Raw genomic sequence first — 15,615 nt, 5'->3', positions numbered from 1 at the left:
GTCTCACAATATTTAAAAATCCCGCAGCTACTGCGGGATTTTTTTTGCTTAAGACTTTTGTTGTATGGATGAAAGAAGCCTGATTTTCAACAGGCTGCTGCTCTTCGGTCTAATTATTGAGGTAGCGTTATAGATGTAGTTAAAAAAATGTTTTTAATGACTGCTTTTGATCTAAGAATTCACTAATCTATAAATATATCATTATGAAAAACAAGAAAAGTGCAAAAGCAGATCTTTCAAAAAGAAGCATCTTATTTTTTCAGCTCGGGCTGGTTCTGGCCCTGTTCCTGGCGTGGCAACTCATAGAATGGCAGGTTTCTTCGGCACCGGTATCGCAGCAAGATCTCGTTGTGGCCTATGCGTTTGAAGAAGAGCCTGTGCCGGTGACGCAGGTAGAAGACGTAAAACCACCCGAACTTCCGAAGGAAATAACCGAAGAGGTGGAGATCATCAAAGATGATGTTGAAAAGGAGGAAACCCTGATAGCACCTACAGAAACTCCCGAAAAGATCCTGAAAGTGGCCGAAGTGGAGTATGTTGATGAAGAAGAAAAAATAGAAGAATATAATATTCACGCAGTAGAGGAGGTGCCTGTATTCCCCGGATGTGAAAACCTCAAAAATAACGATGCCCGCAAACAATGCTTTGGTGAGCAGGTGAACCGGCTGGTGGGTCGCACCTTTGATAAGGCTTTGGGGGAGAAACTGGGGCTTAGTGGGCTGCACCGCATCTATGTGAGCTTTAAAGTGCAAAAAGACGGCACGGTGAAAGCTATTGGGGCACGAGGGCCTCACCCAAAACTCGAAGAAGAAGCTATACGGGTCATTAATGCTTTTCCTGAGTTAATTCCGGGGAAGCAGGGTGGTCAACCGGTGGGTGTAATTTATTCATTGCCCATTGTGTTTAGGATTCAGGAATAAAAGAGTGTCAAAAATGGCATTTTTGATCCCGCAGTTAGCTGCGGGATTTTTTTTGCGTGCAGGAAAAACCATCAGATACTTAAAAAAATGTATCTTTCCCCTGTAATCCATTCAGCTTTGTGCAGGATATGACTAGATTTTACCCGCTCCTCATCTTTTTCCTTCCGCTTTTTGTTTTTCCCCAGACCTTTAAAGGGGATCCGGAGAGATTTCCGCAGTTTTCGGAATGCAGGGAGGTAGCTTTTGATAAACAGGAACTGTGTTTTAATACTGCCCTAAAAAGGAAGATTAAAGAGGAATTTTTATTGCCCGCTGTTGTTGCTGAAGACAACTATCAGGGTGAAATGGTGGTACTTTTTGAAGTTACCAGTGACGGAAATTTTCAGGTTAACTACATCAATGCCGCCTACCCCGAACTAAAGGCGGAGTTAAACCGCATTTTTGAGACCCTTCCGAAGATCTCTCCTGCCACATATAACAGCCGGCCCATTGATATGCAGTTTCGCATGCCAATAAATATTCCTTTAGAAGCCGGAGCACCTTCCGCAGTTATTGGGGAAGAGAATGTGAGCGTTGTAAAAGCAGAGGTGCCGGAACCGCAGGAAGAAATTGATATTACCACAGAGTACGAGCAGATAAAGCCACTGGATTTTACTCATCCAAGATTAGATAGTGATATTAATATCCCACTCTCGCACGAGTTTTACAGTCGGTTTGAAGATGAGGTGAACATGGTGGGAACTAATTTCCATTCGGCTTCCAAACCTTTTTTGTTTTCCGAAGTAAAAGATTACTACGATTTTGAAGAAGAACTGCTGGGGCTTCAAAAACCTGTCACCTCCTGGGTGGGAAGAAAGGTGTGGAATGAGCATCTATTTAAATTTCAGGGAGAAGGGTATTGGTTTACGGTAGATTTTGGGCTTGATGTGCAGGTGGGGAAAGACCTTGATAGTGAGTTTGACGTAACCTACAACAACACACGGGCAGCCATCTTCCAGGGTGGTTTGGGTAAGAATTTAAATTTTTACTCAGTGGTTTACGAGAACCAGGGAAGGTTTGCCGATTATTTTAACCGTTACGCCGAATCAATAAGACCCGGGAACGAAGGTGCTGCTATTATTCCCGGCCGTGGTATTGCCAAACCTTTTATGGGGCAGGGATATGACTATCCTGTCGCCGAAGGCTATCTTTCTTTTAGCCCCGGGAAATTTTTCAATTTACAATTTGGTCATGGGAAGAATTTTATTGGTGACGGGTACAGATCTTTGCTGTTGAGCGATAATGCTTCTCCATATCCATTTTTTAAGTTGAATACCACTTTCTGGAAAATAAAATACACCAACACCTGGATGTCTTTGCGAGATGTTCGCCCAGAAGTGACGGGTGAAGATTCCTACCGTACCAAGTTTATGGCTAACCACTATTTGAGCTACAATGTCACAAAACGGCTTAATATTGGCTTTTTTGAATCGGTAATGTGGGAGAATGACAATAACCGCGGTTTTGATCTTAATTATCTCAATCCTATAATTTTTTACAGGGCGATCGAATTTTCTACCGGGGCGCAGGCGGGTAATGCTATAATTGGCCTAACCGGAAAATATAAGTGGAACAACAATTTTCTTACTTATGGGCAGTGGCTTATTGATGAATTTTCTTCTACTGATGTTTTTGGAGGCGAGGGCAGTTGGAAAAATAAACACGGCTTCCAGGTAGGAGCAAAATATTTTAATGCATTCAATATTCAGGATCTTCACTTGCAGCTTGAATACAATCAGGTGCGGCCTTATACCTATTCGCACAATACCATCACGCTTAATTATGGCCATGCAAATCAATCTATGGCGCATTTGTGGGGGGCGAATTTCAGGGAATTGGTTGCTATAGCCCGCTACAAAACCGGCAGGTACTATGGTCATGTAAAAGCCATCTATGGAGAACGCGGTTTTGATTTTCTTGAGAATGGTGCTTATTACGGCGGAAATATCTATCGAACCGAAGAAGACCGGCCTTTTGAAACAGGTGTGGAAATTGGGCAGGGCAATACCACCCAGTCATTTTTTTCGCAAGCTGAAGTAGGATATATTGTTAATCCGGTGACTAACCTGAAGTTCTTCGGAAGTTTTATTTACCGGAATTTTGATCCTGAAATAAACACCGTAAATCATTTTAAGAATACCACCTACTGGTTCAATATTGGGTTGCGCACCGATATTTTCAACTGGTATTACGATATGTAGCCCCTATAAGATATTGATTATCAATCTTTGATTTTTTCTTCAGTTTTAAATTTAACGCTGTCGTGTTCTTGGTAAAAACCAATTAAGAAGTATCTTTGCGCCAAAATTGCCATTTTTGGAAAACACCCAAGTACATAGTCCGTCTGTCTCCCTGGTAAGCGATCTTAAGGAAATTACCAAAATGAGGCTGGCTATAAGCGTAGTATTTTCTTCGGTTGCCGGATATTTCTTAGGAGCAGAATCTATTGATTTTCTTACAGTGATCATGCTTGCAATTGGGGGATATTGCCTGGTTGGAGCGTCAAACGCTTATAACCAGATCCTTGAAAAAGATCTTGATCTTTTAATGAAGAGAACGCGCAACAGGCCTGTACCTTCGGGGAGGATGTCAATAAACACTGCGTTTGTTATTGCCAGTACTCTTACGGTGCTGGGGCTCATCATACTTTACCTCATTAATCCGCGTACGGCCATGTTTGGGGCAATAAGTATACTTCTGTATGTTAGTGTTTATACGCCTTTAAAAACCAAGACCCCACTTTCTGTCTTTATAGGAGCTTTTCCTGGTGCTATCCCTTTTATGTTGGGATGGGTGGCAGCTACGGGAGATTTTGGTATTGAGCCGGGAACCTTGTTCATGATTCAGTTCTTCTGGCAATTTCCGCATTTTTGGGCCCTGGGCTGGTGGTTGTATGACGATTATGCAAAAGGCGGGTTCTTTATGTTGCCTACCGGAAAAAGAGATAAAGGAACTGCAGTGCAAATTGTGCTTTATACGCTGTGGACTTTGATCGTTTCCCTGATTCCGGCCACAGGAATGACAGGGGCCCTCTATATCACGCCGCTTTCTGCTGCTCTTGTGTTTCTTCTTGGTTTGGGGATGTTATATTATGCAGTGCAGCTCTACAGGAAAAGAGATGAAAAATCGGCAAAGAAACTTATGCTTGCAAGTGTGTCTTACATTACCTTGCTGCAAATAATATATGTATTAGATAAATTAATTCGAGTATGGATTTAACACAGGGAACCAGTCAGCACAAGCAGGGCAGGGCAAAAAAGATGATGCTTTGGTTCGGGATTATAAGTATGGCCATGATGTTTGCAGGCCTTACCAGTGCCTATGTTGTAAGTAAAAACCGGCCCGACTGGCTTGCTGATCTTCAGTTGCCGGCTACTTTTATCTGGAGCACGCTGGTTATATTTTTGAGCAGCGTCACTTTTCACATTGCTGAAAAAGCGGTAAAACAGAACAAACACAGTCTTGCAACCATGGGGCTTCTTGGTACACTGGTACTTAGCTTAATTTTTATCGGCCTTCAATTCCAGAGCTTTAACGAGTTGCTGGAATCTGGATATTTCTTTACAGGAAGTGCCAGTAGTGTTACCACTTCTTTCCTTTATTTGATCGTTGGGTCTCATTTAGTGCACCTTTTTGGAGGAATAATTGTACTTTTAGTAATAATTTATAACCATTTTAAACAGAAGTACCATGCAGGGCAAACACTTGGCTTAGAACTTGGTGCTACCTTTTGGCACTTTGTTGATGCCCTTTGGATTTACCTGTTTTTATTTTTATATTTCTTTAGATAAATAAAAAACCTATTTTTGCCCATACTTTAAAAATCAAACTCTTTCTATGGAAGCGACTGTTACCAGAACAGGTACCGAAGGAAAAACATGGGGCGGTGGGAATCAACCTTTGAAAGTGAGCTATGGTAAAATGATGATGTGGTTCTTCATCTTATCAGATGCGCTTACTTTTTCCGGTTTTCTTGCCTCTTACGGTTTTGCGAGATACAAATTTTCTAACAGCTGGCCGATTGCCGATGAGGTTTTTAACCACTTTCCGTTTTTGCATGGCGTAGATGCGCCCATGTATTACGTGGCCTTAATGACCTTTATCCTTATTTTTTCTTCTGTAACTATGGTTTTGGCGGTAGATGCCGGCCATAACATGAAAAGAGGTAAGGTGACTATATACATGTTGTTGACCATTATTGGAGGTATCATCTTCCTTGGGTCACAGGCATGGGAGTGGAAGAACTTTATTCAGGGTACCTATGGTGCTATTGAAACCAGGGGTGGTAATGTGCTGCAGGTTATAAATAATGCTGGGCATCGCGTTGCACTGGATGAGTTTGTGGTTGCTGCACCAAAAGAAAGGATTCAGCATGAGCGAACAAATGGCCTTTGGTTTACAGATGAGCCAACTTTGGCACGTTTCACAATGGATGATGTGCTTGCAGGATTTGAAGCTAATCCAAACCTTCTTATAAGAACACAGGAGTTGACCGAGACAGGAGAGAAAGTGATCTTGACAAGACAGGCATCACTGGCAAAACTTGAGAGCGAAGGGATAGGAGTTATTGAGGGGGCAAACCTTCAAAAAAATGAATATGGAAATCCCCTTTTTGGAGACTTCTTCTTTTTCATCACCGGGTTCCACGGGTTTCACGTATTGACCGGGGTTTTGATTAATATCATCATCTTCTTCAATGTGCTTATTGGTACTTATGAGCGAAGAGGACATTATGAAATGGTAGAAAAAGTCGGACTGTACTGGCACTTTGTAGACCTTGTATGGGTATTTGTATTTACTTTCTTCTATTTGGTATAATCTGGAATAAGAATTAAAATGGCACACGATACTACACACGCACACGAATCGAACTCTAAAAGGATCTGGACGGTATTTATAATCCTTTCGATCATTACTCTTGTAGAAGTTATTTTGGGGATCATCAAACCAGATTTTCTGATGCATACCTATTTTGTTAGCTTAAAGCTAATCAACTGGATATTCATTGTTCTTACAATATGGAAGGCTTATTATATTACCTGGGCCTTTATGCATATGGAAGGCGAGACCAAAGGCCTAAGACGTTCTGTGGTATGGACTGCAGGTTTTCTTATTGTTTACCTTGTTTTTATTCTTCTTACTGAAGGAGATTATGTTCACGAGGTACTGCAGCGGGGGCAGGTGGCCTGGGATTTCTAAAAGTTAAAACATAAAGGAAAGGCGGTTTTAAAACCGCCTTTTTTTATTTTTGTGCACATCTTCCGGAAAGATAATATGAAAAAATTCTTTGTCATTTTTGTGCTTTTTGCACTTCCCCTTGGGGCTTACCTGTTCTTCGCTTCAGGAGTCAATAACTTTGCCCGTTTGCCCGTCCTTACCCAGGAAATTTATCAGCTCGAATCCTTTAGAAGCCTTGAAGGTGATGAAGAGGAAGTGAGCTTTGATAACAAGATCACTATTCTTGGTTTTCCCGGGGTTGAGCCCATAGATTATATGAACAACGCCTATCACCTGGCCGAAAAGATCTATGATCCTTATGCCGAATTTAATGACTTTCAGTTTGTTTCGGTAGTTCCTGAAGGAAGTGAGGCGCAGGTAGAAGAGCTCAAACAAAAAATCTCAAAAGTTATAGATCTCAAAAAGTGGAAATTTGTGACTGCTTCTTCCGAAGAGATCAACGCCCTGTTTGATAGTTTAAATACCAACCTTGAACTAAATGGCGACCTCTCTACACCAAATGTCTTTATTATTGATAAAGAAGGAAAATTACGTGGCAGGGATAAAGATGATGATGGTAGTGAGCTTTTTGGCTACGATACCGGCTCCATCTATGTTCTCAACAATAAAATGACCGACGATGTAAAGGTTATTTTGGCTGAATATCGCCTAGAGCTTAAAAAGTACAATAAAGAGAATACTGAAGATTAATGAAAAATTACTCATACATAGGGCTATTCCTGGTAATCGTTATTTTTGGGATCATTGTGGTTCCCGAAATAATTGACAGGGTGAACGAAGAGGAAACAGTTTCTTCAAACAGGTCTGACGGTCGGGAAGAACGGGCTGCTGCCAACGTTGATCTTGATTATATTATGGTGAATGAAGAAAGGAAGAGAGTCCCACCTTTCGAATTCATAGATCAACATGGAGATACCATTACCAATAAAGATTATGAAGGTAAGGTTTATATCGCTGAATTTTTCTTTTCTACCTGCCCCACTATTTGTCCTATTATGAAAGACAATCTGGTAGAGGTACAGGATGTGTTTGCTTCTAATGAAGATTTTGGGATTGCTTCTTTTAGTATAGACACCCGCCATGATACGCCCCAGGTTCTCAAAGAATATGCGGCAAATAACAATATCACCCATCCAAACTGGCATTTAATGACAGGAGAGCAGGAAGATATTTATGGTCTTGCTAATTCCGGATTTAATATTTATGCCGGTGAAGATGAAAATGCAGCAGGTGGTTTTGCGCATTCAGGTTATTTTGCCCTGGTAGATCGTGAGGGTTATATAAGGTCCCGAAAAGACTCTTTTGGAAACCCAATTATTTATTACAGGGGTTCTGTGCCCCGCAATGCAGTTGTGGAGCCGGGAGAAGAAGAGCCTCAAATTGATATACTTATTGCCGACGCTAAAAGACTTATTGATGATAAATAGAAGTACAGATAAAGTAATGGTGCCTACCATAGTGGTGGTTTCCATCTTAGTGCCGGTTGCGGTACTCATCTTGATGTATTTGCCAGAGCGGTATGATGTTTTGGGCGGAAGCTTTAAGAACTTCCCACTCTTTCACGCCGTGCTTAATTTCTTCACTGCTTTGTTTCTTATAACAGGTTATTACGCCATGAAAAAGAAGGAACTGATATGGCACAGAAATCTTATGATCTCTGCCTTTTTTCTTTCGGCTGTGTTTTTAGTGAGTTACGTGATTTCGAAAATAAGTAATGAACCCGTGCCTTATGGAGGGGAAGGAATACTTAAATATATTTATTTCTTTATTCTTATCACGCACATCCTGCTTTCGGCAATTATTGTCCCTCTTGTTCTGTTCACAATGTACCGCGGCCTTACAGGAGAGGTAGAAAAACATCGTAAGATTGCCCGTTACACCTATCCAATATGGCTTTATGTTGCGGTGACAGGGGTACTGGTGTATTTATTCATGGCTCCTTATTACTAAAGTTATGAAAGTTAGAATTTTTATTACTGCTGTTTTTATTCTTTTCCTTTCGGTTGACGTTGAGGCGCAGTGTGCTATGTGCCGTGCAGTACTTGAAACCGAACAGGGCCAATCTACTGCTGAAGGGATTAACGACGGGATTGTATATCTCATGATCTTTCCTTATTTGTTAATGGCTGGAGTGGCCTACTTCATTTGGAAGTCCAGGAGAAAAAAGCATGTAGAAGAATAATTTCTTCCCTCTTAAAAATGGCATTTTCTTAAATCTTTTTTCAGAAAATGTAACATTTACTGTTTTTACCAGTCTAATGGGTGCGCCTTCATAGTAATTTGAATTACACCCGGTATGATTGAAATCAAAGATTTGCACAAATCCTATAAAACAGGAAGCAATTCCCTGCACGTACTTAAGGGGATAAATTTTAATGTTGCTGAAGGAGAGCTGGTGTCTATTATGGGCTCTTCTGGCTCGGGCAAATCTACCCTGCTCAACATTCTTGGAATGCTTGATGAGGCCGATAGCGGTACTTACAAGCTTGATGGGGTTCCAATTAAAAATCTTAATGAAAAAATTGCAGCCCGGTACCGTAATAAATTTCTCGGCTTTATTTTTCAGTCTTTTAACCTTATCAATTATAAAACTGCATTAGATAATGTGGCCCTGCCTCTATATTACCAGGGCATGAAACGCAAAGAGCGAATAGAGAAGGCAATGGCTTATCTCGATAAAGTAGGGCTTACCCCCTGGGCACAACATCTTCCGAATGAATTATCGGGAGGACAAAAACAACGAGTCGCAATAGCCAGGGCACTGGCAAGTGATCCAAAAGTGTTACTGGCCGATGAGCCTACCGGTGCGCTTGATACCAAAACCTCTTATGAGGTGATGGATCTTATTCAGAAGATCAATGAAGAGGGGCGTACTATTCTCATTGTTACCCACGAACATGATATCGCCGAAATGACAAAACGAATCGTCAACCTTAAAGACGGTTTGATCATAGATGATAAAAAAATAGATCAGGTAAAAGCACTGCAGCATGTTTGATCTTGAACGTTGGGAAGAAATATTTGATACAATTCGCAAGAACAAACTGCGAACTTTTCTCACAGGCCTCTCGGTAGCCTCGGGTATTTTTATCCTCGTTATATTATTAGGTTTGGGAGAGGGAATGAAAAATGGTATTTCTTCTGAATTTGAACGGGATGCCTCCAATATCCTGTATATATGGACGGGTACTACTTCTGTGGAGTATAAAGGGCTTAATCCCGGGCGCAATATTCGGCTGAAGAATACAGATTTTCAAACCACGGCCCAGAAGTATGAGAATGAACTGGAATTCAAATCTTCTGTGTACAGGATTTGGAATGGGGTGGTGACCTACAAGAAAGAATCGGGTTCTTATAGAGTTGAAGGAGTGCTGCCCGACTACCAGTTTCTTGAGAAGAGCAGTATGACCAAAGGGCGTTACATCAATTATTCAGATCACGACAATTATGAAAAGGTGGTGGTGATTGGAAACAGGGTGAGTAATGACCTTTTTAAAGAGGTAGATCCTATTGGCAGATACCTCGAGATTTCAGGCATAAATTTTAAAGTAATAGGAGTGTTCACAGATCCAGGGGGAGAGCGTGAAGAGAGTCGGGTATATGTGCCTTTGTCTACGGGCCAACGTGTCTTCAACGGGCAAAATTACATTAACAACATGGCCTTTACCCTCGAACAAGAGGATAATTTTGAAGCAGCTCTTGCTGCCTCCAACAAATTTACTTCAGAATTAGAACAATTTCTTAAAGAGCAGCACAGTATAGCTCCCGAAGATAACCGGGCCGTGATTATTAATAATTCACTTGAAAACATGAAACGGTTCTATGACCTTATTAACATGATCAAGTTTTTCTTCTGGGGTGTGGGTATTTGTACCATTATCGCAGGTATTGTGGGGGTAAGTAATATCATGCTCATTATTGTAAAAGAACGCACCCGTGAAATAGGTGTAAGAAAGGCTTTGGGAGCAGAACCACTTTCTATAGTCGGAATGATCTTGCATGAATCTATTTTTGTAACTGCCATTGCAGGGCTGGTAGGGCTTATTGGAAGTTTAGCATTGCTCGAACTGGTTGGGCCGCTTATAGAGACAAACTTTATATCGAACCCGTCGGTAGATTTTGGAATTGCACTTACTACAGTGGTTATTCTTATAGTTGCCGGAGCATTGGCCGGCTTTTTCCCTGCTTACAGGGCAGCGAAAATTAAACCTATTGTAGCATTAAGAGATGAGTAAGCATGTTTAGTAGAGATAATTGGGATGAGATACTGGAAGCTTTAAGTGCTAACTGGTTTAGAACCGTACTTACCGCTTTTGGGGTATTGTGGGGAATTTTTATTCTCGTTATACTGCTTGCTGCCGGTAAAGGTTTGGAGAATGGCGTGAAGCAGGGGTTTGGAGGGATGGCAACCAATTCTATGTTCATGTGGACTCAGGTAACTTCAAAGCCTTATAAAGGCCTGCCTAAAGGAAGAAGATATAACTTCAAGATAGATGATGTAGCTGCCATTAAACGGGAAGTGCCAAATATGAGATTTGTTTCTCCCCGTAACCAGCTCGGTGGCTTTGGTGGGGGAAACAACGTGACCAGGGGATTAAACACCGGAGCATTTAATGTTTACGGAGATTATCCTGAAATTATTCAGCAGGAACCTATGGATATTACTTCAGGCAGGTTCATTAATTATTCCGATATCAATGATAAGCGGAAAGTGGCGGTGATAGGAGAGGGAGTGCGCACTACCCTGTATGAACCGGGAGAAGAGGTACTCGGATCATACATCAAGGTTAGTGGGGTGAACTTTATGGTGATTGGCACCTATAAGAAGAAAGGCAATAATGGTAATGCCGAAGAGAATCAAAAACAGATCTACGTTCCTTTTACTGCTTTTTCTCAGGCCTTCAACATGGGGAACAATGTAGGTTGGATGGCCATTACCGCGCAAGACGGGTCATCTATTACCAATCTTAAAGGTGATGTGATAGAGGTGATCAAGACCAGGCACTCTATACATCCCGAAGATGACAGGGCAGTAGGGAATTTTGACCTTTTTGAAGAGTTTAATAAGATCAACGGATTGTTTGTCGCTTTAAAAGGGGTTGCGTATTTCGTCGGAATCCTGGTGCTGCTTTCGGGGATTATCGGGATAAGTAATATCATGCTTATTGTAGTTAAAGAACGAACAAACGAAATTGGTGTAAGGCGGGCACTGGGTGCAACCCCCTGGGCAATAAGAGGGCAAATTCTCATGGAATCCATTTTTCTAACCATTATCTCAGGTATGGCAGGAATTGTATTGGCAACAGGGGTAATAGCACTGGTAAACAAAGCTTTAAGTGGTGTGGATACTTCAGAAATGATGTTCCTCAATCCCAGTGTAAACCTTGGCGTAGTGATAACAGCTCTCGCTATATTAATAATTTCAGGTCTACTGGCCGGTTTGATCCCTGCGCAAAACGCTATCAAGATCAAACCCGTAGATGCTTTAAGAACAGAATAGATTAAAAATAAATAGAAACAGAATGAAAAGAATTGTAACGATCCTGGTCCTGGTGGTAATCGCAGTAGCATTTACCGGAGCGCTATATTACCTGTATGCCAAAAATCAGGAAGACCCAACTGTTTATGAGACCGAACAGGCTTCAGAAAAAACTATTGTGAAAAAGACAGTGGCTACAGGGAATATTGTACCAAAAGAAGAGGTTTTGATTAAACCCAATATTTCAGGGATTATTGAAGAAATCTTTATTGAAGCCGGTGATCGTATCCAGGCCGGTGATCAAATTGCGAAAATACGTGTGATCCCTAATGTTTCATCTCTGCAGAATGCTAAAGATGCAGTGCAAACGGCAAAGATCAACTTTGATAATGAAAAAAGGAATTTTGAACGTCAGGAATCACTTTTTGAAAAGGGAGTAATTTCGGCTAATGAATTTGATGATGCCCAGGTAGCGTTTAGAAGGGCAGAGCAGAATTATAAATCTGCACAACAAAACTATGAGATTGTGCGTACGGGAACAACAAGCGGTTTGGGAACTGCTGCAAATACTTTGATTCGTTCTACAGTAGAAGGAATGGTGTTAGACGTTCCTGTGAAAGTGGGGAACCAGGTGATTGAAAGTAATAATTTCAATGACGGTACTACTATAGCTGTACTTGCCGATGTGAATAAAATGATCTTTGAAGGAAAGGTTGATGAGAGTGAAGTTGGGAAAATAAAAGAAGATCTGCCGCTTGAAGTAACTGTTGGTGCTATTGAAGATAAAACCTTCAAAGCAGTTCTCGACTATATTGCACCAAAAGGAGTGGAAGAAAACGGGGCTATCCAGTTTGATATCGAAGGAACCCTTGATAAAGCCGATACTACTTTTATTAGAGCTGGCTTAAGTGCAAATGCTTCCATTATCCTGGCGAAAGCCGAAAACGTGCTGGCTTTAAGGGAGGCGTTGATACAATTTGATCCTAAAACACAAGAGCCCTTTGTTGAAGTAGCTACCGGAGACCAGCAATTTGAACGCAGGGATGTGGAGTTGGGAGTGAGTGACGGCATCTTTGTAGAAATTAAAGACGGCATTACCGCAAAGGACAAAATTAAAGTTTGGAACCAGCTAAAACCGGTTAATCCTACTGCACAAGTGCAATAGATTGTTTGCTGCTGTAACAAAAACGGTTCTTACAAGACTTACATTTTACAACTACAATTATGAAAAGATTTTTATTGACTGCAGTTTTCCTTTCTTCTTCCTTTTTTGGTTTTTCACAACAAAAGGAATGGACACTTCAGGAATGTATAGAGTACGCACTTGAGAATAATATAAGCGTTAAACAGTCTCAGCTTGATGTCGATCTGGCCGATATTCAGATTTCTGATGCCTTCGGAAATTTTCTGCCTTCAGTTAATGGGTCGGCTTCCAATTCCTGGAATACAGGTCTTACCCAAAACGTAACAACCGGAATTCTTCAGACGCAAACTACCCGAAACTTTTCCGCAGGAGTAACAGCGGGATTGACCTTGTTTGACGGTCTTAGGAATTTTAAGCAGTACCAGTACGCTAAAATGGCAAAACTGGCCAGTGAATATTCCCTGGAGCAAATGAAAGATGATATTGCTTTGTTTGTGGCCAATGCTTACTTACAGGTGCTTTTCAACAAAGAAAATCTAAAAGTGATCCAGTCTCAGCACCAAATTACCCTTGAGCAGCTTGAGAGAGCTGAAGCACTGGTAGAGGCAGGTTCTTTACCACGGGGGGACTTACTTGAGATTAAAGCAACTTCTGCCAGTGAGGTACAGCGAATGATTGTTGCAGAAAACCAAATAGAAATCTCCTTGATCGCTCTCGCCCAAACCCTGCTTATAAAAGATTACGAGAACTTTGATATCGCCGAAAGGGATTATGATGTCTTTGGAAATGAGATACTGGATGTTCCGGTGTCTGAAGTCATTGAAGCTGCCGAAGAAGAGCGTTATGAAGTAAAAGTGGCCGAGATGAACACCGAACTCGCAAAAAAAGAGGTTGAAATAGCTCGTGGGGCCTACTGGCCTACGCTAAATGCTTTTTTTAACTATAATACCCGTGAGTCGGGTGCCGGGAGGTTTGTTTCTGCAGGTCTCGATCCCGATGAGCCCTATCGTCAAATAGGTTTTGTAGAGAGTACTGAAGAAATTGTTGTGGCGCCAAACATGGTGAGTGAATTAGGAAACCCGCTCCCATTTTTTGAACAGCTACAGTTGAATGATGGAATCTCTTATGGGGTACAGCTCAATGTGCCGTTATTTAACGGGTTTTCTACCCGTAACCAGGTCAAAAGAAGTGAAGTGAACGTGCTGAGGGCTGAATACCAGATGGAGCAGACTAAACTCGACCTGGAAGCAAACGTTTACCAGGCCTATACCGATGCCCGTGGTGCTTTAAAAGCTTACGAAGCTGCACTGGTGGCCCGGGAGGCACAGCAGCTGGCTTACGAGTATGCTACAGAACGCTACAATGTTGGGATGACCAACGCTTTTGACTTTAGTCAGGCAAAATTCAATCTTGAAAATGCCGAAAGCGAAGTAGTAAGGACCAAATACGATTATATTTTTAAATTAAAAGTGCTGGAACTATATTTTGGAGTGCCCATCACAGACCTTAAATTCTAAATAATGAAGAAGAAGACTATTTATATTATTGTTGGAATTGCCGTAGTTGTAATTGTTCTGCTCGTAGTAGGTAAAAAAGCAGGTTGGTTTGGCAAGTCGGGAAATTTCAAAGAAGTTGAGGTTACCGAGGTGCAGAGGTTTGATGTTATTGAAAAAGTTTCGGCCACAGGTAAGATCCAGCCCGAGGTTGAGGTCAAACTTTCTTCGGAAGTTTCAGGAGAGATCATTGAACTTCCGGTAGTAGAAGGGCAGCAGGTAGAAAAAGGAGATTTGCTGGTGCGGGTAAATCCTGAAATATACCAGTCTAACCTTGAACGAGTGCGCGCCGGACTTCAAAATGTAAGATCAAGCCTGTCACAGGCAGAAGCTTCTTTAAAAGAAGCGGAATCTAATTACCAGCGAAATCAAAGTCTGTTTGAGAAAGGAATAATCTCCAAAGCAGAATGGGACAGGATTGTTTCGGCTTATGAAGGTGCGCAGGCCAACAGGCAGGCTGCTTTTTACAGTGTGCGTAGTGCTGAAGCCAGCGTGAACGAGGCTGTTGAAAACCTGGGGCGAACCAATATTTATGCCCCTATGAGCGGAACTATTTCTTCTCTTGATGCTGAGTTGGGGGAAAGAGTTGTAGGTACTCAGCAAATGGCTGGGACCGAAATATTGAGAGTGGCCGATCTTAGCGACATGGAAGTGGAAGTAGATGTGAATGAGAACGACATTGTAAAAGTCTCTATTGGTGACTCTACTATAGTTGAGGTAGATGCATATCTCAAACAGGAATTTAAAGGCGTGGTGACTGAAATTTCAAATTCGGCCAATGCTACAGCAACTGCCGACCAGGTAACGAACTTTAAGGTAAAGGTGCGGATTGTAAAAGAATCCTATGACCACCTGCTTGAAGGAAAACCCGGGAATTTCTCCCCTTTTAGACCCGGAATGACCGCCACGGTAGATATTATAACCAATAGACGTGATGATGTTATTGCAGTGCCAATAAGTGCAGTAGTTGTAAAAGCCGATACCAGTGCAGGCAGCCGCAACAACAGTGAAGAAAAGGCTTTAGAAGAGCTTTTTGAAACAGTGTATGTTAAAGAAGGTGATGAGGCAAAGGTGCGTGTTGTAGAAACAGGGATACAGGATGATTCCAGGATCGAGATCAAAGAAGGTCTTGAAACCGGGGAAATGGTTATTACAGGACCTTATAACACCGTGACCAAAATTCTTAAACCTGGAGATAAGGTAGAAGTGAAGGGAGAAAAAGAATAATTTCTTACCTTTCGG

Annotated in this window: 16 protein-coding genes; all 16 read left to right on the top strand. The window is 41.6% G+C overall.

Features of this window, described 5'->3' with window-relative positions; translation table 11 throughout:
- Window positions 1-203 precede the first annotated feature (203 nt).
- The 16 genes from VS868_RS05090 to VS868_RS05015 all read left to right on the top strand — a co-directional run bounded on the left by VS868_RS05090 (window position 204) and on the right by VS868_RS05015 (window position 15,600).
- Entirely contained in the window at window positions 204-920 is a 717-nt protein-coding gene (locus tag VS868_RS05090; RefSeq protein WP_345599405.1) for an energy transducer TonB, read from the top strand.
- A 128-nt stretch (window positions 921-1,048) separates the two neighbouring features.
- Window positions 1,049-3,160 carry a gliding motility protein RemB gene (locus VS868_RS05085; protein WP_345599404.1) on the top strand — a complete coding sequence of 704 codons (2,112 nt, stop codon included), beginning with the start codon at window positions 1,049-1,051 and terminating at the stop codon, window positions 3,158-3,160.
- Between the two features lie 115 nt (window positions 3,161-3,275).
- Window positions 3,276-4,178 carry a heme o synthase gene (gene cyoE / locus VS868_RS05080; protein WP_345599403.1) on the top strand — a complete coding sequence of 301 codons (903 nt, stop codon included), beginning with the start codon at window positions 3,276-3,278 and terminating at the stop codon, window positions 4,176-4,178.
- The gene (locus VS868_RS05075) at window positions 4,169-4,750 is read left to right on the top strand and encodes a cytochrome c oxidase subunit 3 (RefSeq protein WP_266068414.1); all 582 of its coding nucleotides are present in this window, start codon (window positions 4,169-4,171) and stop codon (window positions 4,748-4,750) included. Before cyoE ends, VS868_RS05075 begins: the two co-directional genes overlap by 10 nt.
- A gap of 46 nt (window positions 4,751-4,796) precedes the next feature.
- Window positions 4,797-5,777 carry a cytochrome c oxidase subunit 3 gene (locus tag VS868_RS05070; RefSeq protein WP_345599402.1) on the top strand — a complete coding sequence of 327 codons (981 nt, stop codon included), beginning with the start codon at window positions 4,797-4,799 and terminating at the stop codon, window positions 5,775-5,777.
- Window positions 5,778-5,795: 18 nt separating this feature from the next.
- On the top strand, window positions 5,796-6,158 hold the full coding sequence (locus tag VS868_RS05065) for a cytochrome C oxidase subunit IV family protein (protein WP_345599401.1): 363 nt from the start codon (window positions 5,796-5,798) through the stop codon (window positions 6,156-6,158).
- A 75-nt stretch (window positions 6,159-6,233) separates the two neighbouring features.
- Window positions 6,234-6,887: a hypothetical protein gene (locus tag VS868_RS05060; protein ID WP_266068417.1), complete on the top strand. Its 654-nt coding sequence runs from the start codon at window positions 6,234-6,236 to the stop codon at window positions 6,885-6,887.
- Entirely contained in the window at window positions 6,887-7,624 is a 738-nt protein-coding gene (locus VS868_RS05055) for an SCO family protein (RefSeq protein ID WP_345599400.1), read from the top strand. Before VS868_RS05060 ends, VS868_RS05055 begins: the two co-directional genes overlap by 1 nt.
- Window positions 7,614-8,147 (top strand): DUF420 domain-containing protein, encoded by a 534-nt coding sequence (locus VS868_RS05050; protein ID WP_345599398.1) that lies wholly within the window; start codon window positions 7,614-7,616, stop codon window positions 8,145-8,147. Before VS868_RS05055 ends, VS868_RS05050 begins: the two co-directional genes overlap by 11 nt.
- 4 nt (window positions 8,148-8,151) lie before the next feature.
- Window positions 8,152-8,379 carry a hypothetical protein gene (locus tag VS868_RS05045; protein WP_266068420.1) on the top strand — a complete coding sequence of 76 codons (228 nt, stop codon included), beginning with the start codon at window positions 8,152-8,154 and terminating at the stop codon, window positions 8,377-8,379.
- A gap of 114 nt (window positions 8,380-8,493) precedes the next feature.
- Window positions 8,494-9,195 carry an ABC transporter ATP-binding protein gene (locus VS868_RS05040; RefSeq protein WP_266068421.1) on the top strand — a complete coding sequence of 234 codons (702 nt, stop codon included), beginning with the start codon at window positions 8,494-8,496 and terminating at the stop codon, window positions 9,193-9,195.
- Window positions 9,188-10,432: an ABC transporter permease gene (locus VS868_RS05035; protein WP_345599397.1), complete on the top strand. Its 1,245-nt coding sequence runs from the start codon at window positions 9,188-9,190 to the stop codon at window positions 10,430-10,432. The genes VS868_RS05040 and VS868_RS05035 overlap by 8 nt, the downstream gene beginning before the upstream one ends.
- 2 nt (window positions 10,433-10,434) lie before the next feature.
- A complete protein-coding gene (locus VS868_RS05030; RefSeq protein ID WP_345599396.1) occupies window positions 10,435-11,697 on the top strand; it encodes an ABC transporter permease in 1,263 nt (420 codons plus the stop codon).
- Between the two features lie 22 nt (window positions 11,698-11,719).
- Window positions 11,720-12,841, top strand: coding sequence for an efflux RND transporter periplasmic adaptor subunit (locus tag VS868_RS05025; RefSeq protein WP_345599395.1), 1,122 nt, complete (start codon window positions 11,720-11,722; stop codon window positions 12,839-12,841).
- 59 nt (window positions 12,842-12,900) lie between these two features.
- A complete protein-coding gene (locus tag VS868_RS05020; RefSeq protein WP_266068427.1) occupies window positions 12,901-14,337 on the top strand; it encodes a TolC family protein in 1,437 nt (478 codons plus the stop codon).
- A 3-nt stretch (window positions 14,338-14,340) separates the two neighbouring features.
- Window positions 14,341-15,600 (top strand): efflux RND transporter periplasmic adaptor subunit, encoded by a 1,260-nt coding sequence (locus VS868_RS05015; protein WP_345599393.1) that lies wholly within the window; start codon window positions 14,341-14,343, stop codon window positions 15,598-15,600.
- Window positions 15,601-15,615: the final 15 nt, after the last annotated feature.

Source organism: Salinimicrobium sp. 3283s (assembly GCF_039602225.1).
In the GTDB taxonomy this organism is placed as follows: Bacteria; Bacteroidota; Bacteroidia; order Flavobacteriales; family Flavobacteriaceae; genus Salinimicrobium; species Salinimicrobium profundisediminis.
Note: the sequence above shows the minus strand (reverse complement) of the source record. Positions and strands in the feature narration are given on the sequence as shown.